The following is a 24670-nucleotide window of genomic DNA, read 5'->3' as shown; positions in this document are numbered from 1 at the left end:
CCGCTGCCTTTATGTCATTTTCACATTTTATTTTGTCAGCACCGCTTCTTTTACGTGAGGAAGCACTGTATCCTGATAAATTTCCGTCGGATATTTGCCCGTAAAACAAGCGAGGCATTGTCCGCAGTTGGTGTCTTCAAATTTTCGGCCGACTCCTTTTAACAATCCGTCTACACTTAAGAAAGAAAGCGTGTCAGCACCGATGATCTGGCGGATTTCTTCCACCGAATGAGAAGAAGCGATCAGCTCCTCATGGGTTGATGTGTCGATGCCGTAGAAGCACGGATGAGCGATCGGCGGTGAACTGATCTTGACGTGCACCTCTGTCGCTCCCGCTTCTCTGAGCATTGTGACAATCCGGCGGCTTGTCGTCCCGCGCACGATGGAATCATCAACCATGACGACCCGTTTTCCTTCAACAACACCGCGGACGGCGGACAGCTTCATTCTGACGCCTTGCTCGCGCAGAGCCTGGGACGGCTGAATAAACGTTCTGCCGACATAACGGTTTTTAATGAGACCGAGTTCGTACGGAATGCCCGTTGCTTCGGCATAGCCGATGGCCGCAGAAATACTGGAATCAGGCACGCCTGTGACGACATCCGCTTCAACCGCGGACTCCCGGGCAAGCATTTTCCCGAGGTTTTTCCGGGCGCTGTGCACGTTAATGCCGTCGATATTGCTGTCAGGTCTTGAGAAATAAATGTACTCCATGCTGCAGATGGAACGGTTGATATTCATGGAAAAGCGCTCTGATTTCATGCCTTCATCGTTGATGATCAGCATTTCGCCCGGCTCTACCTCGCGAAGGTACGTTGCGCCGACGACGTCAAATGCGCACGTTTCTGAAGCGACCACATAAGCATCGCCCATGATGCCGATTGACAGCGGTCTGAGTCCGTTCGGGTCAAGCGCTACGATCATTTCTGTTTCAGTCATGATTAAAAAGGCATAAGCGCCTTTCAGCATAGACAGCGAATTTTTGATCTGATCCTTCAGCGAAAAGTGTCCGCTGCGTTTAATCAGATGAGCCAGCACTTCCGTATCGGAGGAAGTCTGAAAGATGCTCCCTTGGTTTTCAAGCTGCTGCTTCAACTGTGTGGCGTTGACCAAGTTGCCGTTATGGGCAAGCGCGAGGCTGCCGTTGTTTTGCGAACGGAACAGGAGCGGCTGGACATTTTCATATCCGCCTCCGCCTGCCGTCGCATAACGGACGTGCCCGATCGCGCCTTTTCCCTTCACTTTGCTCAGTTCGCCGTTTTGAAAAACCTCGGTAATAAGCCCCTGTCCTTTATGCGCAGTCAGTTTTTCACCGTCAGTCGCCACGATGCCGGCGCCTTCCTGTCCTCTGTGCTGGAGGCTGTGCAGGCCGTAATACGTGATCTGCGGGGCTTCTTCATGTCCCCAGATGCCAAACACACCGCATTCTTCATTCAGGCCTTTGATTTCAGCAAGCATGGAATAGCTCCTTTCCACGCGCGCTCAAGTTCTTTCGTTTGCGCGTGAACCAATTGTTGTCCGTCCTGATTTTGAATCGCCAGAAGTCCGTCAGCCGTTACCTCACCGATATGAACCGCATCAGCCGCAGCTGCTTCAAAGGCCGCTTGGTGTTCTTTTTTGACCGAAACGACGAAGCGGGATTGAGATTCAGAGAATAATAACGCCGCTTCCCCTGCAACAGTCACGTTGGCGCCAAGGTTTTCCGTCGTCATGACGCTTTCTGCGATCGCTACGCCTAAGCCGCCTTCTGATACGTCATGCGCGGATTGAACGAAGCCTTTTTTAATCGCGTCAAGCAATGCTTTTTGGCGTGACAGCTCTATATCAAGATCGATTTGCGGCGCTTTGCCGTAAATGCGGCCTTCTGTCATTTTTTGCAGTTCGCTTCCGGCAAACTCAGGTTTTGTTTCGCCGATCACGTATACAAGATCCCCCGCTTGTTTGAAATGCTGTGTCGTAATATGAGCGGTATCTTCAATTAAGCCGACCATGCCGATAACAGGCGTCGGGTAGATGGCCGTTCCGTTCGATTCATTATAAAGTGATACGTTACCGCCGATGACGGGTGTGCTGAGAACATTGCACGCCTCGCTGATGCCGTCGGCCGCTTTTTCGATCTGCCAGAAAATTTCAGGTTTTTCCGGGTTTCCGAAATTCAGATTATCCGTGACCGCAAGCGGTTCGGCGCCGGAGCATACGATGTTGCGCGCCGCTTCGGCAACGGCGATTTTTCCGCCTTCTTCTGGATCAAGATATAAATAACGGGCGTTGCAATCCGTCGTCATCGCCAGCGCTTTTTTCGTGCCGCGGATTCTGAGCACTCCCGCGTCAGAGCCGGGAGCGACCACCGTATTTGTGCGCACCATGTAGTCATATTGATCATACACCCACTCTTTGCTGGCGATTGTCGGCTGCTGCAGCAGGTCAAAAAGCGTCTCTGTCGCATCTTTCACTTCAGGCGCGGCAACTTCCGTTTCCTGAAACTCGCGGTAGTACGCGGGTTCCGCTGACGGTTTGTGGTATACAGGCGCCTCTTCCGCCAGTGCATCGACCGGAAGTTCGCAAACAACCTCTCCGTTATGGCGGAGGCGGAGCATTTTATCATCCGTAACATGACCTACGGAAACCGCTTCAAGATCATATTTATCAAAAATATCGACAATTTCCTGTTCACGTCCGCGTTCAATGACGAGAAGCATGCGTTCCTGAGACTCGGAAAGCATCATTTCGTAAGCGGTCATACCCGTTTCCCGCTGCGGAATGAGATCAAGGTTCATTTCAATGCCGGAGCCGGCTTTGCTTGCCATTTCAGCACTCGAACTTGTCAGACCGGCCGCCCCCATATCCTGAATGCCGACTAAGGCGTCGCATTGGATGACTTCAAGGCATGCTTCCAGGAGAAGTTTTTCCATGAAAGGATCGCCGACCTGCACCGCAGAACGTTTTTCTTCAGATGAATCTGACATTTCTTCTGATGCGAAAGTAGCGCCGTGTATGCCGTCGCGGCCCGTTTTAGCGCCGACGTACATGACCGTGTTGCCGACACCTTTCGCCTGGCCTTTTTTAATATCTTTATGATCAATCAAGCCGACGCACATTGCATTGACAAGCGGATTGCCTTCATAGCTAGCGTCAAACTGCACTTCTCCGCCGACCGTCGGGATGCCGATACAGTTTCCGTATCCCGCGATTCCCGCCACTACTTCTTCAAACAAGTACTTCACACGAGGTGAAGTGAGCTCACCAAATCGAAGAGAGTTTAATACAGCTATCGGACGGGCGCCCATTGAGAAAACGTCACGGATGATACCGCCCACTCCGGTCGCAGCACCCTGGTATGGCTCAAGCGCTGACGGATGGTTATGCGATTCAATTTTGAACACGACCGCCTGATTGTCACCGATGTCAACGATTCCCGCGCCTTCTCCGGGACCCTGCAGCACGCGTTCGCCGCTAGTCGGGAATTTGCGTAAAACCGGTTTTGAGTTTTTATAGCTGCAGTGCTCTGACCACATCACGGAAAAAATCCCGATTTCCGTGTAGTTCGGCAATCTTCCGATAATAGATTCAATGAGTGCGAACTCGTCATCACTGACACCCATTTGCTGATAGAGTTTCTCTTCTTTTATTTGTTCTTTACTTGGTTCAAGCAGTAGCGACATGAGTTTCCCTCCAATTTTTCACGATAGACCGGAACAATGTAAGACCGTCTGCGCTGCCGAGCAGTTCATCGACTGCGCGCTCAGGGTGAGGCATCATGCCTAATACGTTGCCTTTCTCATTCACGACGCCGGCAATGCCGCTGACGCTTCCGTTAATATCGCCGCCGTATGTGAAGGCGATTTGATTGTTTTCTTTTAATCTTTCAAGCGTTTCGTCATCACAGTAGAAATTGCCTTCGCCGTGGGCAACCGGAATCGTAATCGATTGTCCTTTTTCATAGGAAGATGTGAATAACGTATCGCCGTTCTGTACGATTAATTCAACCGGGCGGCAGATGAACTTTAAATCTTTGTTGCGTCTCATGGCGCCGGGCAGAAGTCCGAGCTCCTGCAGAATCTGGAATCCGTTGCAGACGCCGAGAACCGGTTTTCCTTCGGCAGCCGCTTTTTTCACGGCCGGCATGATGTTTGCGAATCTGGCAATGGCGCCGCATCTCAAGTAGTCGCCGTATGAAAACCCGCCGGGGATGAGCACGCCGTCAAATCCGTCAAGGCTTGTTTCCTCGTGCCAGACATACTCGACTTCTTCGCCGAGTTCGTCCTTTACGGCGTGAAACATATCAATATCACAGTTGGAGCCGGGTAACACAATCACCGCAAATTTCACTGTGCGACAACCTCCTCAACTTCATATCGGTAGTCTTCAATGACTGTATTGGCAAGGAGCTTTTCACACATTTCTTTCACGAGCGCGTCAAGATCGCGGTCAGATTTTTCGATCGTCAGCTCCATGTATTTTCCGATGCGCACATCCTGCACTTCATTGTAGGTCATGCTGTGCAATGCATGCTGCACTGCGCTTCCTTGAGGATCGAGCACACTTTCTTTTAAGCTGACATAAACTTTCACTTTATACATTATGAAATGCCTCCCAGTCTTTTGAAAATCTCTTCATATGCGTCGGTTAAGCTTCCCAGGTTCCGTCTGAACAAATCTTTATCGAGCTTTTCGTTTGTGTCTTTGTCCCACAGACGGCACGTGTCAGGAGAAATTTCATCCGCTAAAAGCACCCGTCCCTCTGCGTCTAAGCCGAATTCCAGCTTAAAATCTATTAATCTGACGCCGCAGTCTTCAAAAATATGCTGAAGTTCTTGATTCACCTGGTTTGTAATCGATTTGATCGTTTTGACCTGCTCAGGAGCCGCAGCTTTCAAGAGCCGGATATGATCTTCTGTGATGAGCGGATCACCCAGTGCGTCATCCTTGTAGTAAAATTCGATAATCGGCTGCGGAAGCTCTGTTCCTTCCGGGATGCCGAGACGTTTCGACATGCTTCCGGCGGCAATGTTTCTGACCACGACTTCAAGCGGAATGATGCTCACTTTTTTGATGAGCTGCTCTGATTCTGAAACACGCTCCACAAAGTGGTTGTCAATTCCTTTGGCGTGCAGATGTTTGAAAATCAGGCTTGAAATTTCATTGTTCAGACGGCCCTTTCCGCTGATCTCCGCTTTTTTCTCACCGTTAAAGGCTGTTGCGGAATCCTTGTAGACCACGCGGAGAATCTGTTCGTCTTCAGTTTGATAAATTCGTTTCGCTTTTCCTTCATAAAGAAGATTATTGTTCACAATATTCACGGAAGGCCTCCTAACCCGAATGTTGGGAATATTCAATCTGCGGCGGCTGAAGAAGCCGCCTCCGGCTGGCTTCTTCTATAAACCTAAACGCTCAAAGATCAAGTCGACGTTTTTCAGATGATAATTGTAGTCAAAGCAATCGGCAATCTGTTCCGGTGTGAGGCGGGACGTGATTTTTTCCTCCGCTTCGACAAGCTGGCGGAACGGCACTTGTTTTTCCCAAGCTTCCATCGCTTTCGGCTGAACCGTGTCATATGCTTCTTCACGAGGCAGACCCGTGTCGATTAAAGCGAGCAGCACGCGCTGAGAATAGATTAAACCGAGTGTGCGGTCCATGTTGCGTTTCATATTTTCCGGGAATACCGTTAAGTTTTTGACGATGTTGCTGAATCGGTTCAGCATGTAATTCAGCGCGATTGTCGCGTCAGGAAGAATGATGCGCTCAGCTGATGAATGAGAAATATCACGCTCATGCCATAACGGTACATTTTCGTATGCCGTCAGCATGTACCCGCGGATCACGCGCGCCATGCCCGTCATATTTTCCGACCCGATCGGATTCCGTTTATGAGGCATAGCCGATGAGCCTTTTTGTCCTTTTGCAAAAAACTCTTCCACTTCACGTGTTTCACTCTTTTGCAGACCGCGGATTTCCACTGCGAATTTTTCAATGCTCGTCGCGATCAAAGCCAGTGCCGCCATGTAATCCGCATGACGGTCGCGCTGTAATGTCTGAGTGGAAATCGGCGCCGCTTTCAGGCCGAGTTTTTCGCAGACATACCGCTCTACGAACGGATCAATATTTGCATATGTGCCGACCGCGCCGGAAAGCTTCCCGACTTCGATCCCTTCTTTTGCCTGCTTGAAACGTTCAAGGTTGCGTTTCATTTCTTCGTGCCAAAGCGCGAGTTTCAGGCCGAAAGTCGTCGGTTCCGCGTGTACGCCGTGCGTGCGGCCCATCATGACCGTGTATTTATGTTCTTTCGCTTTTTCTTTTATAATGTCAACAAATCTCTCAATGTCCTTGAGCAAGATCTCATTCGCCTGTTTTAATAGATAGGAAAGAGCGGTATCCACGACATCTGTTGACGTCAGGCCGTAGTGGACCCATTTTCTTTCTTCGCCTAATGATTCTGAAACCGCCCGGGTAAATGCAACGACGTCATGGCGCGTATCCTGCTCGATTTCCAAAATGCGGTTGATGTCAAAAGACGCGTTTTCGCGCATGACCTTGACGTCTTCTTTCGGAATGACGCCAAGCTCAGCCCAGGCTTCACAGGCTAAAATCTCGACTTCCAGCCATGCCTGGTATCTGTTTTCGTCCGTCCAGATCGCGGACATTTCAGGTCTTGAATAACGTTCGATCATTATGCTCGTCCTCCGTCTCTTTTCATCCATATGTTCGTGATGTCCTGAATCCATGTTTCATCAGGCTTCCGCAAAAATGTCATATGCCCCATTTTGCGGCCTTTTTTAATCTCATGTTTTCCGTACAGGTACAGTTTGGCTTCTTTTAAAAGCTCCGTATGCTCCTCCGCAAGCTTCACTTCATCACCGAGCAGATTCACCATCATTCCCGGTTTGAGAAGATCGGTTCTGCCGAGAGGAAGTCCGCAGACCGCTCTGATGTGCTGTTCGAACTGGCTCGTTTCACAAAGGTCGAGCGTATAATGCCCGGAGTTGTGAGGACGCGGCGCCAGTTCATTGATCAAAAGGTCTCCGTCTTCCGTGACGAACATTTCCACCGCAAGCGGCCCGACAAGCTCCAATTTCTCCGCGAGCTGGACGGCAAGCGCCTCTGCCCGCTTTTGAACCGTTTCCTCCGCTCTCGCGGGCACGATGCTTTGGAACAGAATATTATTTTTGTGGATATTTTCAGCAGCCGGAAAGGTTGAAATCTCACCGTGCACCGATCTCGTCACGATAACGGAAAGCTCCATCCGGAACGATACCCAGCTTTCCAGTATGCACGTGCCGTTTTCTAGCAGCGCGGCCGCTTCGTCTGTCTGTCCTTCTTCCTTAATGACAAATTGGCCTTTGCCGTCATATCCGCCGCGGCATGTTTTCAGCACAGCCGGGAGCCCCAGTGCCTGAACAGCTTCCTCAAGCTCCCGTCCGCTGTTTACGATCCGATAAGGAGCGACTTGACAGCCTGCTGACTGGATCGCCTTTTTTTCCGTTTCCCTGTTTTGGGTGATGAGCAGCAGCTCGCTTCCCTGGGGAAGATATGCATGTTCTTTGAGCCAGTTGAGCGCCTCGTAATCGATATTTTCAAATTCGTACGTAATGATGTCACTGACTCCGGCCAATTTTTGAATCGCTTCACGGTCATTATACTGGGCGGTAATCTCAATATCGGCGATCTGTCCGCATGGCGAGTCTTTCACGGGATCGACGACTGCGACTTTATAGCCCATCTGTTTTGCGGCGACAGCCATCATTTTTCCGAGCTGTCCGCCTCCGATAATGCCGATGACGGCGCCGGGATAAATCGTTTTTTTATCAGACAAGCTGATCACTGCTTTCCAGCACCGTTTGTTTTGTCGCATTTCTTCTCGCCTCTAGTTTATCCGCAATGTCACCGTCAAATGCCGACAAAATCTGCGCGGCTAACAGACCCGCGTTCACTGCGCCCGCTTTTCCGATCGCCGTCGTCGCGACCGGCACGCCGCCGGGCATCTGTACGATAGACAGAAGAGAATCAAGCCCGTTAAGCGATTTCGTCTGAACCGGTACGCCGATCACCGGCAGCGTCGTTTTGGCCGCCGTCATTCCCGGCAGATGCGCCGCTCCCCCGGCTCCGGCAATAATGACTTTTAAGCCCCTGTCTCTGGCGCTTTCTGCATATTCAAACATCAAATCAGGCGTCCGGTGCGCGGATACCACCTGTTTTTCATAAGGAATGTGAAGTTCGTCAAGTATGTCGCATGCATGTTTCATTGTCTCCCAATCGGAGGTGCTTCCCATGATGATTCCTGCTAGCGGCTGCATTCTGTTCCCACCTTCTCATGCTTTGTTTTTCAGAAAAAAAAGCCCGGCTTATATTGCAACTATGAGGAAGCAATACAAACCGGGCATGGCGCGCGTATCGTCAGTCGTTCGCTTCTGCGATATCCATGTCAGCTGTTTATCACTTTCCTGCATAGTCCGGCCGTTTACGGCAGCCGGGTAGAAACTTATGGGCCATATTCCCAAGATTATATGAGGTCGTGTTTTGATTTCATGTTTATCTTAACAACGGACTTGGATAATGTCAACGACATTATCGAACGATATAAAAATTCTTTCTTTTAATGTTCGTGTTTAGATCAATTTCCCTTCAAATACGATTTTTTTCCCGCAAGGAACGACTTGAATTGATCCATTTTCTTTCTTTTCTGTAAAGATCGGCTCTTCCATCCGCCGGACGGGCATATAGCCCTCTTCCTTCATTAAAGTGAGAATGGTGTCAATCGTTTCGTCTTCCGTTACTTCAAACCGTTTCTTTTTTGGCTTTGTCATTCCTTAATTCTCCTCTTCTTCACTGCTTTCACCCAGAATCCGCCATGGATCGTTTTCGGCTCAAAAGCGATCATAAACGCTTTTTCATCAAGCGTTTTAATCGTATCATAAAGCTGAAGCTCATATTTGCGCGGTGTCAGTATCTGCATGGCGGTCCGGTCTCCTTCAAGTCCTCCCGCAACCCAGCTTGTAACCCCGTATCCTTTTTCCCGGAGCTGTTTCGGCAGGTCCAGATCGAGCTCCTTCGTAATGACGTTGACTGTAATATAGCCGAGCGCCAGTTTTTCTTCAATTTTCATTCCCACTATGACGCCGAGACCGTAGCCGAGTGCATAGGCAATGACGTTTTGAATTTGATTCAGATTGCCGAGCACGAGACTCAGGCCGGTCACATACACAAGGATTTCAATCGTACTGATGCCTGCGGCGAAATAGCGCTGTCCCTTTAATGTCAGAATCATCCTGATCGTAAAGAAAGAGACATATATAATGTTAATGATGAGAATAATGAGAACCATACCTATACTGTTGGATAAAATCGTCTGCATCATTGATTCCCCCTCCTCTGATAATTTGAAAAGCCAATCTTTCAATTAAGGATAGTTTACCCTCTTTTGATCATTTTCAAAAGAAAAAAAAGCCCGCCCCGCAAGGCAGACTTTCAAGCTCTTATCAGTGAAGCTCGGCTTTTTTCAATCGTTTGACGGCTTCATATTCCTTTTCAAGCTCACTCAGCGTGTATCCGGACAGTTCCTGAACATGGTCTTGATAAAACCCTGAGCGGATCAGTTTTGTCCTCAGGTGCTGTTTTTTCCGATTAATGGCTTCTCGCAACAACGGGGCCATCTTCATCATCCCTTTCCGAATCATAAAGAGTAGTGCCGCTTTCGAATTGCTGTTGCTCTCATCATATCTCGGCCGGGTCTTCAAAACAACACGCTTTATTAGAAAAATTTGTAAACATTGTGAAAGACAAATTTCGACTTATAAAGGGATCAGCGAAGCAGTAAAGTACTCTGAAATGAGCGGCCATGTCACAGCCGTAAAAATGAGCATGATGATGACCGCCGCGGAAATACAGTACATCACGTCAGCCGCAGGCTTTTCAGCCGATTTGTAAAGAATCTGCACAAATTGCACCATCGCCGAGGCGGCCAGAAACAAGGTCAGCGCCGTAAACACCACGGTGATGACCGGCAGATTCAATATCGCGAAAATCATCCACACGATAGAGCAGGTGACAGCCGGAACCAAAAGCGATCCGACCCCCGCGGCCGCATCCCGCATCGTGATTTTCTGTTTCATCATATAACGTGATACAAGCCAGACCGCCCCGGCCGCAGCGGCAAAAAAGACGAGCGTATACACGAGAACGACGGTAAAGCCGTCAAAAAACGTATGATGCCGCTCTCCGTATCCGAGAGGCCTTTGCTGGCTTGCCCTCAGCTGAAACCAATTTCCGATTGAGAAAAAGATACTGAACACAAGCATTGAAATAAGAGCATATTTAAAGCGGGAAAAGCCGTCTTCCCCAACGACCTTCACCGGTGATGTCAAAATGCGCAGCGCGAAACGGCAATAACGTTTGACCGCGGCCCATACAGAAGCGAGTTTTTCCGTAAAAGCCCGAGCCGGGCGCCGTTCCTTTTCTTTCTTCTTTTGCTTTTGATAACGTCCCGCTTTTCTGGACATTCTCGAGAGCGGTTCTTCATCAGTTCCCTGATGCTGTTTTTCTTCTTCCAACGTTTCTTTTCTTTCTTCCGTCATGTCAGCAACTCCTATCAAAAAAATACGGCGGAATTTGTTAAGCAAGAAAATAAAACACTTATATAAGGTACCGAAGCGTCCTTAAACAGTCAAGCGGTTTTCTTCACCCGGACACCCACATGACGTTTTATAGTATGTATTGGTTTTACGGAATAGGACAAAAACAAAAAACCGGCTGAACTCAGCCGGTTTTTCCGTTATTTCAAGAAGATGAAATACAGGATAAAGATGACGAACAGCCCGTACATAATCGGATGAACGCTTTTTCCTTTTCCTTTGCAGATCATTGTAATCGGGTAGAATATAAAACCGATCGCAATCCCCGTCGCAATGCTGTACGTCAGCGGCATCATAATCATCGTTAAGAATGCCGGCACAGCCACCTCGAATTTATCCCAGGCGATCTTACCGAGCGGCGCCACCATCAGCGCGCCGACAATAATTAAAGCCGGAGCCGTCACATTCGTGGTGACAACTGACAGAAGCGGCGAGAAAAACATCGCCAGCAAAAAGAGAATGCCCGTCACAACAGCCGCGAAGCCGGAGCGCGCCCCCGCCGCAACGCCTGAGCTTGATTCAACATAAGAAGTCGTTGTAGACGTACCGAGTACGGCTCCGATAACGATTGATGTCGAATCCGCCAGAAGCGCTCTTCCCGCACGCGGAAGTTTATTTTCCTTCATCAGCCCGGCCTGTGTCGCTACAGCCACCAGCGTTCCGGCCGTATCGAAAAACCCGACGAACAGGAACGTTAAAATGACAATCAGCATTTGGACGGAGAAGATATCCGGAAGATGCATCCACGCCTGTCCGAAAGTCGGCGCAAGACTCGGCACGCTGCCGACAATGTGCGTCGGAACCGGAATCAGTCCGCAGACCATGCCGGCAACCGCCGTCAGAAGCATTCCGATAAATACGCCGCCGTTTACGCGAAGCACCATCAGAATGACCGTCACAATAACACCGAAAACCGTCAGCAGCACAGGGCCGCTGTGAATATTGCCGATAGACACCAAAGTCGATGAGTTCGCTTCAATAATGCCCGAACCCTGCAAACCGACAAATGTGATGAACAAACCGATACCCGCGCCGACCGCCAATTTCAGCTCAGGCGGAATCGCATTAATGATTTTTTCCCGCAATCCCGTCAGCGAAAGCGCCACGAAGATAATTCCGGAAATCAAGACGCCGGAAAGCGCGGCCTGCCATGAAATCCCCATGCCGAGGACGACAGAGAAAGCAAAAAACGCATTTAATCCCATACCCGGCGCAATCGCGATCGGATACTTTGCAATGAGCCCCATTAAAATACAGCCGGCCGCAGACGCCAAGGCTGTAGCGGTGAACACCGCGCCCTGATCAATTTTTAATGCTTCGGGAAATCCCTTCACACCGTTTAAAGACAATGTCAGCGGATTGACGAACAGAATGTACGCCATTGACAAAAAGGTCGTTAAACCGCCGATGATTTCATTACGATAGCTTGTCCCCAGCTCATCAAACTGAAAAAATTGCTTCAAGCCAATTGCCTCCTTCATTCTCTCCCATTTATTCTGCCCGATATCCGCCAAATAAAAAACGCCCCAAATACATTTGGGACGCTTGACTACATACGTTCAGTCTGAATAAATAAGAATGGATTATTTATATCAAACGATTGAGATTGATCCGTAGTCAAGCCATTTACGGTAGCTTGGTAGAAACTTGCGGGCCATATCCCCGCCATTATACGATATCTGCATATTTGATTTCTGAGTCTATTGTATCAATTCAATTTTGAAAACTCAATAAAAAAAACGAACAATCCCGTTAAAAAAATTTGGTTTATTCGTTAATTGACCAAAAATGGAAGACGGCAAAAGCCGCCTTCCTGACATCATTTTCCGTCTGCAGGCCAGACCGGCACCGAGAATGTGATTCCGCTGTCATCGGCCAGCAAGTTCATAACCGTTTGATTGACGTACAAAGCATATGAATCGAATGAAAAATCGCGCAATGAATAGTCTTTATTGGTTGAATCATCCAATTCAAAAACGGATTCCATTTCACCCGTTTTAAGGTTCGTGACTTTCGCCTTATTCCCTTTCAGATAATAGCCTTTTTCATACTCATTAAGCGATGGCCAGGTTTTCATTTTTTTCGTATTGCCGAGACCGATAGACTCACCGACATTGATCAGCTGATCTTTATCCGTTTTGCTGTCATTAATTCCTGTGAATTGATAATCGACGATCACCCGTCTGCCTTGCTGTTTGATCTTTTTGATGGTAATGCCGACATGATGATGTTTCGTTTTATAGCTGGCGGGCAGTTTTGTTTTCAGAGGGACGATTTCTCCCGGCTCTGATTCTGATTTTAAATTACCCGTTATGAAAAGTGTTTTCGCTTTCGGGTCTATCGGTTTGCTGAATTGAGTTTGGCCGCGTATTCTTTTCCCGCCGCCGGGAAGGTTCTTTCTGCTGCCAAGTTCAATATTCGACATCGTCATTTCATAATGGTTTCCAGCATCATCCGTTGCTTCGTCAATCGAGATGGCATCATTTTTAGCTGCATCTTGAAAGTCGACTGAATACAGGAGAGCCGATCCCATCGTTCCGTTTTCCGCCCGGATATCGAAAAAGCGGTATAACCCGTTTACATTCACAGCTTTCGTCCCTTCAAGAGAAACGGACTTTTGTTTTTTAATCGGGAGTGTAAAGCGCCAGTTTCCGGGAATATCCTTGATCTGTGTAATGACAAGCGGAAGCTTATCACCGTCTTTCATCTTTGGGCCGTCCGCAAAAAAGCGAAGCTGCCCCCCGTACTGCCCGTCTTTCATTTTTTTCATGCCCTGACTGTCATAATCCAAAGATAATATATTCCGGATGTCTTTATAATCTACTTCAAAAGGAATATCCTCCTCATCAGATTTCAAATTGTCAACGGTAAAATTGTAAACGAGCTGTCCGCTGTCGTAATACACACTTTTCACTGTCACCGTGATTCCGCGTGATTCTGCTTTCTCATTCAGTTTTGTCACCAAATTGCTTTTAAACAGCGCAGAACCTGCCTTATCCTGAAATACCCTGTAAATCTGCCCGGCAACAGGGATGTTTCCCATAGCCGTATTAACGGAGGGTATGAATAAGCCTGAGGACAAATACAGAATAAACAAAGCGGCAGCAACCGCGAGTCCGTTTATCACTTTTCGTCCCCATCTCCGTCTGACGGCGCCTTCTTTTCCGGCACGGACAGCGGCGCTATGTATCACGTTTTTCAATTCAGCTTTCGGCACGTCAATGTCCTGATACAATTGCTTCATTTGATGCTTTTCCATATATGTTTATCCTCCTTTTCCAGCTCCTGCTTCAATGCTTTTCTCGCCCTGTGAAGATGCGTTTTTACAGTGCCTTCCGCCATACCGGTCTGTTCAGCGATCATAGCAATCGAGAAATCTTGAAAATAATAAAGCTGAATGGTCAGCTGTATATGTTCGTCAAGGGTTTCCAGGGCATTCCGAAGATCTATGTATTCTTCAATGTTCTTATTCTCCGCGCGCGTATCATGTTGCGGCTCAAACGGAATGACGTCTCCGTGCTTTTTCCTCATCGCAAAAATCGTATGAAGCAAAATCCGGATCAGCCACGTTTTAAAATATTTCGGCTCCTTCAGCTGTGCGATATAAAGAAAAGCCTTGTAAGCCGTTTCCTGAACAGCGTCCAGTGTATCTTCCTTGTGATGCAAATAGAGATAAGCTGTTTTATATAAAGTATCCTGGTGTGCTGTGATCAGTTTTTCAAAGGCTGCGGCATCACCTTTTTTCGCCTTTTTGATCAATCGTTCTTCCTTCACCTTATCCACCTCCTATGCTGTTAGATATGAATCAGGGCAAAACGGTTTCAAAAAGATGAAAAAAAACGCCTCTTTTTTAAAAAGAGACGTTTTTTATCTTCATTTATTCCCACTCAATGTTCTCTAAACAGTATAAGAGTTCTTTGATTAAAGCATATCTTGATTTCTGTTATTTGTAAATTGTTTGCACTCTTTTACAATGATACTTTTTATTTGTGGACTTTGTAGGAAATCTTAAATATGTAATCAAAACGAAAAAAACCTTAACGACTACTTTTTTAGGCTAAAGATAATTTAGATACTCATCATTCCATTCAACCATTTGAAATTGACTCTGACCGATTAAAAATGATTTCCCGTAGATCATGCTAAGTCTCATAGAAACTTGATTTCTAATCATAAATGTTAAAAGAAATTTAAAAAATTTGATGATATAATTTAAAAGTAGAGAAATCTACCTTTAAATTATAGACAAAGTGGGGTGTTTTTTTGCAATTAGATCAATTTAATAGAGATTCGCTATATAGTAAAGCATTGGAGTATTGGTATGAAGAATGGAAATCTTTAATATCACAAGTGAAAAATGGGACAATAGGAATTGATATAGTTAATATTCGTCTTGTGTTATTGGATGTGATTAATGAATATGAACTAAATAAATTTGAGAGTGACAACAATCGTAAAGTTTATATAAAATTAATCGAAAATCTTATTAGTGAAAGACATATGAAATTATATAGAGATGAATTACTCATTTTAAAAGGGAAATTGGAAAGGAAAGATAGTCAGGCAGTTTATGTTATTGCTAAGGAACTTTCTAAAAAAATTTCTAAAGCAAATTTTGCACAAATATTATTTGACGAATTATTAGAAATTATCGAAAAGAAATTATTCTTAAAAAAAGATAGAACTAAAATTAAAAATTTAACTAAGGATATCATTATAGACTTAGTAACTTCAGGGAAAAGTGTGAAGGATATCGAAAACTTACTCAGTGACGTATTCCAAACATATAATGTAAATGGAGAAGATATCTTTATTCTTTTCAAATATACTCCTGCTGGCTTGTCTCCTGAACAAGCCAAAGTATATATTGATAATTTAAGTGTAAAAGATAGATTAGAGATATTTAGAAAAAATTTAATAGCAAAGAAAAGTGACTATCTTTTTATATTTCCTGTATGGGGAATGATTGCACCTCCTCTTAAAGATGAAAACGATACAATATTTGGTTTTTATGTATATGATCCAGTCCGAGAAAAAAAAACTCCAGATGCCGAATTGTTTGACGAAACGTTTAACACAAAAAAACAAGAAGAAGTTGTTGAAGATACATATAAATTTGATAGTAGATGTAATGTACTAGTTAAAGTACAGGCTATTTCTAATAATGTGGCGAAAAAAATTGCAGAAGAAAAGTATTTAATTTTTTTAAGGTTAGCAAATTTGAAGTTTGCTAGCAAGTTTAAAGAGTTTTTTTGGGATGGACAGTATATAGGAAAAAATCTTGATAGCGAATCTAGTTTTGGTACTGCATTTAGCTTAGGTAGAGATGACAGAGTTTTTAGAAGAAAACTCAGCAAAGATAATCCAGTTTATTTTAGTAATGAAAAGTTTAAACAAATGAAAGATTATTCTAAGGTAATTGATGCCCTTGAAAAAAGGAATATGTTCATTGAATTAAATTCTATTATTAATGTAATTGAATTGATGTCTAATTCTATTTGGGAAACCGAGAACAATAAGCTGTTGAATTATTGGATTTGCATTGAAAGTTTAGCAAACATTTCAAAGGCATATAATGAATCTAAATTTACTTTTATTAAAGAAGCAATATCAAATATGTATTTTCTTTGGGAACAATTTAGACCAATTCATAATCTCTTTTTATTAACTGTAAAGTATACTGAACACTCATTTAGAAATGATGATTCCATCAATATACCGGAGGAATTTGCCCATGATGTTGGCATTTACCAAGCGCGGTCTGAGGACTCAGTAGTTTCACTGGTTAAATTTCACAAACGGATGAAGGATTTATTGTCTTATACCACAAAAGAAAGCTTTTTAGATAGTATTGAAGATACTCTTGATTTTTATCAAAATAATAAAAAGGCTTTACAGATGCTCCGAAACAAAAAAGATGAAGTTAAGTTAACAATTGATTATATATATAAGTCTAGAAATCAAATTGTTCATAATGGTTATGTAGCAAAAAACCTTATACCTTACTTAGTAAATTTTGCAGAGAGTTATGCAGAGTCATTATTCCAGAGAATTATAGACGTATATCTTGAAGATGAATTTGATCTTCAGAACTATTTTATCAAAGAACAATATGAAGGTGTTTTATTGGAAAAGAAGCTTTCAAGTGAGACTTTTATAAAATTGGTTTAGAAGAATAAATTTATTTTTTGAAAAAACAAGAGCTTAGAACCCTTATAAACCAAGGATTCTAAGCTTCTTTTGACTATTCCCACTCAATCGTTGCAGGCGGCTTGCTCGTAATGTCATACACGACGCGGTTGATGTGTTTCACTTCGTTGACGATCCGTGTCGAAATCACTTCAAGCACATCCCAAGGGATACGCGCCCAGTCAGATGTCATGCCGTCGATTGATGTTACGGCACGGATACCGATTGTGTAATCATACGTTCTCGCATCTCCCATGACACCGACGCTGCGGATGTCAGGAAGAACCGTGAAGTACTGCCAGATGTCGCGCTCTAGGCCGTGGTTCGCCACTTCTTCACGCAGAATCGCGTCTGATTCACGAACGATCTCAAGTTTTTCTTCCGTTACTTCACCGAGTACGCGGATGCCAAGGCCAGGGCCAGGGAACGGCTGACGCCATACGATATCATCCGGAAGGCCGAGCTCCGTGCCAAGCGCGCGCACTTCGTCTTTGAAAAGGGTGTTCAGCGGCTCTATCAGTTCAAACTGCATATCTTCAGGAAGTCCGCCGACATTGTGATGCGATTTGATCGTTTGCGCCGTTGCAGTACCGCTCTCGATAATATCCGTGTAAAGCGTTCCTTGCGCAAGGTAATCGATGCCTTTCAGCTTGTCCGCTTCATCATCAAACACGTAAATGAATTCGTTGCCGATGATTTTGCGTTTTTGCTCAGGATCAGAAACACCTTTCAGCTTGTTTAAGAATCTGTCTTTCGCATCAACTTTAATGACATTCATATTAAAGCCTTCGCTGAACGTTTTCATGACGCCTTCCGCTTCGCCTTTACGGAGCAGGCCGTGATCGACGAAAATACAAGTCAGCTGGTCGCCGATCGCTTTATGAATTAAAGCAGCCACAACAGAGGAATCAACACCGCCGCTTAGCGCGCAAAGAACCTGTTTGTCTCCGACTGTTTCACGGATTTTTTGCATTTCGATTTCGATAAAGTTTTCCATTGACCATTTGCCTTCACAATCGCAAACGCCGAATACAAAGTTTTTCAGAAGATCATTGCCGTATTCAGAGTGGCGCACTTCCGGGTGGAACTGAACGCCATACCAATTCTTGTCCGCTTTGCTCATCGCTGAATTCGGGCAGTGATGGCTTGTTGCGTCAACAGTGAAGCCTTCAGGAACTTCTACAACCAAATCGCCGTGGCTCATCCACACAACCTGTTCTTCCGGAAGATCCTTGAACAAGTCAGGAGTTCCTTGAATCTGAATGTTCGCTTTTCCGTATTCGCGCTGGCTTGCCGCCTCGACTTTCCCTCCGAGGTAATGAGTCATCAGCTGCATGCCGTAGCAGATGCCCAATACAGGAATATCGAGTTCAAAGATTTTTTCATCACAGCGGAAAGATCCTTCATCATATACACTGTTCGGTCCGCCTGAAAGGATAATTCCTTTTGGATTCATTTCTTTGATTTCCTCAGCTGTCAACGTATGGGGGTGCAGCTCGCTATATACGCCAAATTCACGGATCCGGCGGGTAATCAGCTGGTTATACTGACTGCCGAAATCAAGAACAAGAATCATTTCATTCACTAACTTCGTCATGGTTGTCACCTAATCTCCTCTAAGTTTTTGACACAGAAAAAACGGAGGACAAACGTTCAGCCCTCTGTCGCGCAAGACTTGTACGGAAGCCCGGCTTTTTAACGCTCCCGGGCTCCCATTTAACATTCATTTATTCTAACAACAGGACGATATGCGGTCAAGACTATCTTGTTTTAATTATATTTTCCCACAACTGTCCTGATTCATTCCAAAGCTTTGCGGCATTATCCCTGCGGTATAAGGCCCGCTCATAGCGCAACGTCAGCTCGGACATGTCGTTTGTATGGTGCGCCTCGTCAATCCTCGCAGCAAAATCGCGCAGTGTTTCTCCGTCTCCCCTGCTGAAACCTTTTCGTTTCAGCTGGCGGAGCAGCGCGGCATATGCGTCGAAAAAGACGTCTTCATCCGTGCGCCGCTTCAATCTGGCTGCTGTAACGTGCGGAATCCAGCGCGCCCGGAACAGCCAGACGAGTGCCGCCGCGGCTGAAATCACGATGGCGATGGCTGCATACGGCCACAGGTGTGCCGCGGTTTTGTTGCGGATCACAGGATGCGGTACCGCGCTGTGATCCCGCTTTTTCGGTGTTTCTTCTTTTTCCGGCTTTGTTTCCTGACGCTGCTTGTCAGACGGTGCATCCGAATTCCCCGCTGAGCCTCCGCTGTCTTTTGCCGCGGTATGATTTTGCTCTGACGTAAACTCCGTCGGATTGGTGAAGCCTTTTGTCGGCTCAAACGTCACCCAGCCCTGATCGGGAAAATACACTTCTACCCACGAATGGGCGTTGTTGTTTGTGACTTCATAAATGTGGCCGTTATGGTCGCCTGCCCCTTTATATTCGCCGGATGTATAGCCCTTCACCCAACGGGCGGGAATTCCCGCGGAGCGGAGCAGCACCGCCATTGCCGATGAAAAGTTATCACAATATCCTCTTTTCGTTTCAAACAGAAATTGATCGACATAATCCTGATTGTGCTCCGGAACCGCGACATCCTGTGTATTATACGAAAATGCGGAAGATCCGAGATAATCCTCGATCGCCTTCGCTTTATCGAACATATTATGATGATCCCGCGTCAGTCTGTCCGCAAGCTGTCTCACTCTTTTCGGAAGGCTGTCGGGGACCTGTAAATACCGGTCATTGAATTGATTCTGCTCACGGTATCGTTTCACTTTCACTTTTCTGAGATCATTCAGCTTAAAGACGGGCGCCTGAAAGGTCACCGTGTACCTTCCCATATTGCGGATGTTGCCCACTTGTTCACTGACCGGCGTAATTTGCTCGGTGTTTCCGTTCATTTCAAGCTGAATCGAGTGCTTCGGTTTAATATTGGAGACGCCGATCGGATACATGACGTGATTATAGAGATAATTCTCATCAATGGACACCTGTGCCGTATACCGTCTCGTCTGCACACTCCGGTCAAACCATATATCTTCCACGTTGCCGCCGTTCAGTTTATAAGACATGCCCTGATCGGTCTCCACCCAGCCTTTCCCCGTGTATGTATCCTTCGTTTCCACCCGGAAGTACGCCCGTTCTTTTCCTTTCCATGTAAAAACCGGCGTATCATCCTGCTGAAAAGGACCGCCCAATGTTTCATCATGATTGCCGTAGCCGATTTTGCTTTCGGCGGCGGGCACTTCTTTGTGGTTTGTTATTTTTTTAAGAAACGGCACGGGGTCCGGCCAGTTCGGGTCTGATTTCGGAGCAGCCAGACCGAACACGACGGAAGCGCAGATAAACAGCATCAGCGGCAGAAACCATTTGAGTATCAATCTTTTTTTAAACGCTATATGTTCCGTAAGCCGGATGCGCTCCATATACAAAAGCCCCATCATCAAAAAGCCGATAAAGACGATCCGGATGACGGCGTACGCGGCATCATAGGGAGTAAACGTATCAAGCACGGTGATATACGCTACCGTCATGATAAAAAAGAATAATATTTTCCGCTGATAGATCACCCAGTAATGCAGCAAATACACGAGCAGCCATAAAAGCACAAAAAACAGCAACGTGCGGAATGACGGGTTCATGTCATTCCATCTTCCGGACCCGATGTGGCGGGCATTTTGCATCACGTCCCGCAAAAAAGAAACGAGCCATTCCGGCTGAAAAACCGAACCTTTATAAAACAGGATGTGAATACTGATCAACGTAAACAGAATGCAGGACGGCACGGTGACGTACCACCTCATCCGGAAGAATGACAGCAGAAATGCCAAACCGATAAAAACGATGAAAAAACCGGTATGTTTTGTATCCGTAAAATTGTGCAGCGGCCTGAGCCATTCCCATAACAATAAAAAAGCGAGAAAATAAAACAGCAGCAGACTCAGCCTGCTTCCCTGGTTCTCGTCATGCGGCATGGCGCGCCACCTCTCTTTCTAAACAACATGGGACACCCGTTTGTCCCTGATCATTTGCACCTTAATATTTTTTTGAGCGAAGATGAGAGCGAGTTTCCGTTCTTTCTCCGAAAGCGCGGCATTCGTTTCTTTCGCCAAAAACACCGTCATGTCAGCACGGCCGGGCTCAGCCTGTTTGAGAAGGTCTTCTGTAAGACTGCCCGTCACGACGGCAATGGAAGCTTTGCGGACACGCGGATCCGCCAGCTCTTTTCCTAAACGCCCGCCTGCATCGGCTTCTTCCGATTCTGAAGCTGATGCCAGGTAACGCAGCATCTTTCTGAAATGCCGGTCTCCCTCCCGGACGGGAAATACAGTCCGGTCTCTCCCCAATGAGATAAATCCTGCGGGAGAGCCCTTCACAAGCGCCGTGTAAAGCAGGGATGCCGAAGCGGATACCGCGGCTTCAAACGATGGGGACGGCCTGCAGTCCAAAAGGAGAATCATATTCACACTCTGCAGCGGGTCAAATTCCTTCGTCATCAGCTCATTTCGCCGCGCCGATGTTTTCCAGTCAAGTGCGGAAAACCGGTCGCCCGGCTGATAATTTCTGACGCTCGCAGCCATTGCGGAGCGGTGTACCTGAAACGGAGCGCCGGCAGCCGCACCCTCTTCCCCGGAGGCAGCCTGCGGCTTATAGTGAACAGACCCGTACGCCGGGAAAACCAGAACCGTATCCGTAACGGAAAACGACGCCGTCTTGTCCAAAAGCCCGAGAACATCTCCCGTCCGCACTCTTATCGTATGTAAATGATGCTCTCCGCGCGGCACCTGCGGCAGCTCATATTGTAACGTCAGCTTCCTTTGAAACCACGGAAACACAAGCTGTTTCGCACTGCGCCTCTCGCCAAGCGTTTCCGGCATCACATCTTCAATGACCATATATGTCAGCGGAAACGGCAGGCGCCTCGCCAGCCTGATGGTGACAGACAGCCTGTCGCCTGAGGTTAACTGGGCGGAGGACACGTCACGCGTCACCTGAAACGCCCGCAGCGGGTACACAGCGACCAGCCCGGCGTAAACGGTAAACGGCAAAAACGCATAAAATAAAAACCAGCTCACAAATCCGCCCTGAAACATGGCATAAGAAAAGACAGCCGCCGTCAGTACGGCCAACATAAGCAGCTTCCATCCATATAGAAGCCAATGCATCTTCTTTCTCATTAGCGGACCGACATCCTTTGGACGGGGACTTTTTCCGTTTGCATGATGTCTTCTATAACCGCTTCCGGTGTCACATCGTTAAATTTCGCCTCGGCGGTCAAGATCATTCTGTGCGGCAGCGTATACGGAGCCAAATACTGGACGTCATCAGGAATGACGTAATCGCGGTCATGAAGCAGCGCGTACGCCTGCGCGGCTTTCATTAATGAGATTGAACCGCGCGGACTTACGCCCAGATGTACGGACGGATGCCGGCGGGTATGCTGAGTAATGTCGACGATATACGCTTTTATTCCATCATCCACCCGCACCTGCTCCAGTTTTTGCTGAAGGCTGATAAACTGTTCTTTAGAAATGACGGGCTCGATTGTTTCAAGCGGATTGCGCCCTTCCTGCAAAGACAGAACCCGAAGCTCCTCCTCGGCAGTCGGGTAGCCCATGCGCAGCTTAAATAAAAACCGGTCAAGCTGGGCTTCGGGAAGCGGATACGTTCCTTCATATTCAACCGGGTTTTGTGTGGCCATGACGAAAAACGGCTCAGCCAGCCGCATTGTCTTTCCGTCAATGGTGACATTCCCTTCCTCCATTGCCTCAAGCAGAGAAGACTGCGTTTTCGGAGAGGTTCTGTTAATTTCATCAGCCAGCACGATATTCCCCATGATCGGTCCAGGGCGGTATTCAAATTCCATCGTTTTCGTATTATAAATAGAGACACCCGTCACATCTGACGGCAGAAGATCCGGCGTGAACTGAATCCTCTTAAAGTCAGCTCCGATCAGTTTGGCCAAAGCGCGGACCATCATCGTTTTTCCGACTCCCGGCACGTCTTCCAGCAGCACATGCCCTTTTGCGAGAATGGCGGCCAGACTGAGTATGGCGATATCCCGTTTTCCTATGATGATGTTTTCAATATGCTCAACGGCTTTCTCCAGCAGCGGATGCAGCTCTTCTTTATAAGCCATTCTTCTCCTCCTAGTCATCTCTCAAATTTCAATTATCGTAACCTAACTTTACCACAAAATATAAACAGTATAAAAAAACGTTTCCAGCGAATTGTTTCCAGTCTGAAAAAGGAAAAAGCTCCCTTTAGAAAGGAAGCTTTATTTCAGCTGGAGAGGCTCCATATGAACGTGTGAATGGTCAATGGCATGTTCCTCTTTCATCCCGGCACCTTCTGCTGTACGGACGAGAAAAAATGTCATATTTTCTTACATCATTTTCAACTGCCTGTGGCATTTATGATAGAATAATACTTGTCGGAATATTCAGCATAAACAAACCAAAAGGAGGCAAAGAATGAATCAGCCTAACTCTTTATCAAAGGGATTAAAAACCCGGCATATGACTATGATTTCAATTGCCGGCGTGATCGGCGCCGGATTATTTGTCGGAAGCGGATCCGTCATTCATTCCACCGGACCCGGAGCGATTGTCTCCTACGCATTAGCAGGACTATTAGTTATTTTTATTATGAGAATGCTGGGGGAAATGTCCTCCGTCAACCCGACAAGCGGTTCGTTTTCACAGTACGCGCATGACGCCATCGGTCCTTGGGCCGGTTTTACGATCGGATGGCTGTATTGGTTTTTCTGGGTCATCGTCATTGCCATTGAAGCCATTGCAGGCGCCGGAATCATACAGTACTGGTTCCCGGGCATTCCGTTATGGCTGACGAGTCTGCTTCTGACCGTGCTGTTAACACTGACGAATATTTATTCAGTTAAATCGTTCGGCGAATTTGAATACTGGCTTTCCTTAGTGAAGGTAGCGACGATCGTTGTCTTCTTAATCGCGGGATTTGCGTTCATTTTCGGAATCGTCCCCGGCAGCAAACCGGTCGGGCTGGAAAATCTGGCGGGCAGCGGCGGATTTTTCCCTAAAGGTCCAAGTTCCGTTCTGCTCGGCATCGTCGTTGTCATTTTTTCTTTCATGGGATCTGAAATCGTCGCAATCGCAGCGGGAGAAACGTCAAATCCGGTCGAATCCGTCACAAAGGCGACCCGCTCAGTCGTTTGGCGGATCATTATTTTTTACGTCGGTTCCATTGCGGTTGTGGTCACACTGCTGCCGTGGGATTCAGCCAATATTTTGGAAAGCCCCTTCGTTGCCGTTTTGAGCCATATCGGGGTTCCCGCAGCCGCTCAAATCATGAATTTCATCGTCCTGACAGCCGTTCTGTCCTGCCTGAACTCCGGGCTTTATACGACGTCACGGATGCTGTATTCACTGGCAGAGCGAAATGAAGCGCCGCGGCGTTTTATGAAACTGAGTAAAAGAGGCGTACCGGTTCAAGCCATTATCGCCGGCACCTTTTTCTCCTATATTGCCGTTGTTATGAACTACTTTTCTCCCGACTCCGTATTTTTGTTCCTGGTCAATTCATCAGGGGCGATCGCACTGCTCGTTTATCTCGTTATCGCCGTCTCACATCTGAGAATGAGAAAGAAAATCGAACGGACAAACCCTGAATCTCTTAAAATCAAAATGTGGTTCTATCCGTACTTAACCTACCTGACGATCATCGCCATTTGCGCCATCTTGTTATCTATGCTGTTTATCAGTTCAATGCGGTCTGAATTTCTGCTGACAGGATTTATTACTCTGCTGGTACTTGCCTCATATGTATTCCGCAAAAAACAAAAACCGAAAGAGAGCGCTTCCGAAAGCCGGGTTGCGCAATAACCGC

The 24670-nt window shown here is 46.7% G+C and carries 21 protein-coding genes and 2 riboswitches; of the genes, 2 read left to right on the top strand and 19 right to left on the bottom strand.

The annotated features are described in order from the left end of the window. Positions 1-27: 27 nt before the first annotated feature. The 15 genes from purF to ACWHAR_RS17200 form a co-directional block, all read right to left on the bottom strand. On the bottom strand, positions 28-1458 hold the full coding sequence (gene purF, locus ACWHAR_RS17270) for an amidophosphoribosyltransferase (RefSeq protein WP_032872540.1): 1431 nt from the start codon (positions 1456-1458) through the stop codon (positions 28-30). Next, entirely contained in the window at positions 1434-3662 is a 2229-nt protein-coding gene (gene purL / locus ACWHAR_RS17265; protein ID WP_032872542.1) for a phosphoribosylformylglycinamidine synthase subunit PurL, read from the bottom strand. The genes purF and purL overlap by 25 nt, the downstream gene beginning before the upstream one ends. Then, positions 3646-4329: a phosphoribosylformylglycinamidine synthase subunit PurQ gene (purQ, locus tag ACWHAR_RS17260; protein ID WP_015388591.1), complete on the bottom strand. Its 684-nt coding sequence runs from the start codon at positions 4327-4329 to the stop codon at positions 3646-3648. Before purQ ends, purL begins: the two co-directional genes overlap by 17 nt. Beyond that, positions 4326-4580, bottom strand: a complete 255-nt coding sequence (gene purS, locus ACWHAR_RS17255) for a phosphoribosylformylglycinamidine synthase subunit PurS (RefSeq protein WP_003155758.1) — start codon at positions 4578-4580, stop codon at positions 4326-4328. The genes purQ and purS overlap by 4 nt, the downstream gene beginning before the upstream one ends. Continuing rightward, a complete protein-coding gene (purC, locus tag ACWHAR_RS17250) occupies positions 4580-5299 on the bottom strand; it encodes a phosphoribosylaminoimidazolesuccinocarboxamide synthase (protein WP_032872544.1) in 720 nt (239 codons plus the stop codon). Before purC ends, purS begins: the two co-directional genes overlap by 1 nt. A 75-nt stretch (positions 5300-5374) precedes the next feature. Beyond that, a complete protein-coding gene (purB, locus tag ACWHAR_RS17245) occupies positions 5375-6667 on the bottom strand; it encodes an adenylosuccinate lyase (protein ID WP_032872546.1) in 1293 nt (430 codons plus the stop codon). Then, positions 6667-7848, bottom strand: coding sequence for a 5-(carboxyamino)imidazole ribonucleotide synthase (purK, locus tag ACWHAR_RS17240; RefSeq protein WP_042634928.1), 1182 nt, complete (start codon positions 7846-7848; stop codon positions 6667-6669). Before purK ends, purB begins: the two co-directional genes overlap by 1 nt. Next, positions 7802-8290: a 5-(carboxyamino)imidazole ribonucleotide mutase gene (purE, locus tag ACWHAR_RS17235; protein ID WP_003155768.1), complete on the bottom strand. Its 489-nt coding sequence runs from the start codon at positions 8288-8290 to the stop codon at positions 7802-7804. The genes purK and purE overlap by 47 nt, the downstream gene beginning before the upstream one ends. 132 nt (positions 8291-8422) lie before the next feature. Then, a riboswitch (purine riboswitch) is annotated at positions 8423-8524 on the bottom strand. A 78-nt stretch (positions 8525-8602) separates the two neighbouring features. Next, entirely contained in the window at positions 8603-8800 is a 198-nt protein-coding gene (locus ACWHAR_RS17230) for an NETI motif-containing protein (protein WP_007609843.1), read from the bottom strand. Continuing rightward, positions 8797-9351, bottom strand: a complete 555-nt coding sequence (locus ACWHAR_RS17225) for a DUF2179 domain-containing protein (protein WP_007609840.1) — start codon at positions 9349-9351, stop codon at positions 8797-8799. The genes ACWHAR_RS17230 and ACWHAR_RS17225 overlap by 4 nt, the downstream gene beginning before the upstream one ends. A 121-nt stretch (positions 9352-9472) precedes the next feature. Continuing rightward, the gene (locus ACWHAR_RS17220) at positions 9473-9646 is read right to left on the bottom strand and encodes a Fur-regulated basic protein FbpA (protein WP_003155777.1); all 174 of its coding nucleotides are present in this window, start codon (positions 9644-9646) and stop codon (positions 9473-9475) included. A gap of 138 nt (positions 9647-9784) precedes the next feature. Beyond that, a complete protein-coding gene (locus ACWHAR_RS17215) occupies positions 9785-10567 on the bottom strand; it encodes a hypothetical protein (protein WP_032872549.1) in 783 nt (260 codons plus the stop codon). Between the two features lie 197 nt (positions 10568-10764). Next, positions 10765-12087 (bottom strand): NCS2 family permease, encoded by a 1323-nt coding sequence (locus tag ACWHAR_RS17210; RefSeq protein WP_007408891.1) that lies wholly within the window; start codon positions 12085-12087, stop codon positions 10765-10767. Between the two features lie 131 nt (positions 12088-12218). After that, positions 12219-12320: riboswitch (purine riboswitch) on the bottom strand. A gap of 123 nt (positions 12321-12443) precedes the next feature. Further along, positions 12444-13883 (bottom strand): DUF4179 domain-containing protein, encoded by a 1440-nt coding sequence (locus ACWHAR_RS17205; RefSeq protein WP_032872552.1) that lies wholly within the window; start codon positions 13881-13883, stop codon positions 12444-12446. Further along, a complete protein-coding gene (locus tag ACWHAR_RS17200) occupies positions 13865-14398 on the bottom strand; it encodes a sigma-70 family RNA polymerase sigma factor (RefSeq protein ID WP_032872554.1) in 534 nt (177 codons plus the stop codon). Before ACWHAR_RS17200 ends, ACWHAR_RS17205 begins: the two co-directional genes overlap by 19 nt. A gap of 489 nt (positions 14399-14887) precedes the next feature. Between ACWHAR_RS17200 and ACWHAR_RS17195 the strand changes: the two genes are divergently transcribed. Further along, complete coding sequence (locus ACWHAR_RS17195; protein WP_223204432.1) at positions 14888-16795, top strand: hypothetical protein; 1908 nt, start codon at positions 14888-14890, stop codon at positions 16793-16795. 73 nt (positions 16796-16868) lie between these two features. On the opposite strand, the gene guaA is transcribed toward ACWHAR_RS17195, so the two are convergent. From guaA to ACWHAR_RS17175, 4 genes are all read right to left on the bottom strand, one after another. Continuing rightward, positions 16869-18410: a glutamine-hydrolyzing GMP synthase gene (guaA, locus tag ACWHAR_RS17190; RefSeq protein WP_007408887.1), complete on the bottom strand. Its 1542-nt coding sequence runs from the start codon at positions 18408-18410 to the stop codon at positions 16869-16871. A 163-nt stretch (positions 18411-18573) separates the two neighbouring features. Beyond that, positions 18574-20781: a DUF4129 domain-containing transglutaminase family protein gene (locus tag ACWHAR_RS17185; protein WP_032872556.1), complete on the bottom strand. Its 2208-nt coding sequence runs from the start codon at positions 20779-20781 to the stop codon at positions 18574-18576. An 18-nt stretch (positions 20782-20799) separates the two neighbouring features. After that, positions 20800-21984 (bottom strand): DUF58 domain-containing protein, encoded by a 1185-nt coding sequence (locus ACWHAR_RS17180; RefSeq protein ID WP_032872558.1) that lies wholly within the window; start codon positions 21982-21984, stop codon positions 20800-20802. Continuing rightward, positions 21984-22946: an AAA family ATPase gene (locus ACWHAR_RS17175; protein WP_032872559.1), complete on the bottom strand. Its 963-nt coding sequence runs from the start codon at positions 22944-22946 to the stop codon at positions 21984-21986. The genes ACWHAR_RS17180 and ACWHAR_RS17175 overlap by 1 nt, the downstream gene beginning before the upstream one ends. Positions 22947-23280: 334 nt before the next feature. Between ACWHAR_RS17175 and gabP the strand changes: the two genes are divergently transcribed. Next, positions 23281-24666 carry a GABA permease gene (gene gabP / locus ACWHAR_RS17170; RefSeq protein WP_012116987.1) on the top strand — a complete coding sequence of 462 codons (1386 nt, stop codon included), beginning with the start codon at positions 23281-23283 and terminating at the stop codon, positions 24664-24666. Positions 24667-24670: the final 4 nt, after the last annotated feature.

The sequence above is a fragment of the Bacillus sp. LR--39 genome (genome assembly GCF_053613335.1).
This window is presented reverse-complemented; position numbering and strand designations above follow the sequence as displayed.

What these genes read in the sequence shown, in the direction of transcription:
- purF (WP_032872540.1), bottom strand. Translation starts at nt 1,458, where the DNA reads ATGCTTGCTGAAATCAAAGGCCTGAATGAAGAATGCGGTGTGTTTGGC.
- purL (WP_032872542.1), bottom strand. Translation starts at nt 3,662, where the DNA reads ATGTCGCTACTGCTTGAACCAAGTAAAGAACAAATAAAAGAAGAGAAA.
- purS (WP_003155758.1), bottom strand. Translation starts at nt 4,580, where the DNA reads ATGTATAAAGTGAAAGTTTATGTCAGCTTAAAAGAAAGTGTGCTCGAT.
- purB (WP_032872546.1), bottom strand. Translation starts at nt 6,667, where the DNA reads ATGATCGAACGTTATTCAAGACCTGAAATGTCCGCGATCTGGACGGAC.
- purK (WP_042634928.1), bottom strand. Translation starts at nt 7,848, where the DNA reads ATGCGACAAAACAAACGGTGCTGGAAAGCAGTGATCAGCTTGTCTGAT.
- purE (WP_003155768.1), bottom strand. Translation starts at nt 8,290, where the DNA reads ATGCAGCCGCTAGCAGGAATCATCATGGGAAGCACCTCCGATTGGGAG.
- ACWHAR_RS17230 (WP_007609843.1), bottom strand. Translation starts at nt 8,800, where the DNA reads ATGACAAAGCCAAAAAAGAAACGGTTTGAAGTAACGGAAGACGAAACG.
- ACWHAR_RS17225 (WP_007609840.1), bottom strand. Translation starts at nt 9,351, where the DNA reads ATGATGCAGACGATTTTATCCAACAGTATAGGTATGGTTCTCATTATT.
- ACWHAR_RS17220 (WP_003155777.1), bottom strand. Translation starts at nt 9,646, where the DNA reads ATGGCCCCGTTGTTGCGAGAAGCCATTAATCGGAAAAAACAGCACCTG.
- ACWHAR_RS17215 (WP_032872549.1), bottom strand. Translation starts at nt 10,567, where the DNA reads ATGACGGAAGAAAGAAAAGAAACGTTGGAAGAAGAAAAACAGCATCAG.
- ACWHAR_RS17205 (WP_032872552.1), bottom strand. Translation starts at nt 13,883, where the DNA reads ATGGAAAAGCATCAAATGAAGCAATTGTATCAGGACATTGACGTGCCG.
- guaA (WP_007408887.1), bottom strand. Translation starts at nt 18,410, where the DNA reads ATGACGAAGTTAGTGAATGAAATGATTCTTGTTCTTGATTTCGGCAGT.
- ACWHAR_RS17185 (WP_032872556.1), bottom strand. Translation starts at nt 20,781, where the DNA reads ATGCCGCATGACGAGAACCAGGGAAGCAGGCTGAGTCTGCTGCTGTTT.
- ACWHAR_RS17180 (WP_032872558.1), bottom strand. Translation starts at nt 21,984, where the DNA reads ATGAGAAAGAAGATGCATTGGCTTCTATATGGATGGAAGCTGCTTATG.
- ACWHAR_RS17175 (WP_032872559.1), bottom strand. Translation starts at nt 22,946, where the DNA reads ATGGCTTATAAAGAAGAGCTGCATCCGCTGCTGGAGAAAGCCGTTGAG.
- gabP (WP_012116987.1), top strand. Translation starts at nt 23,281, where the DNA reads ATGAATCAGCCTAACTCTTTATCAAAGGGATTAAAAACCCGGCATATG.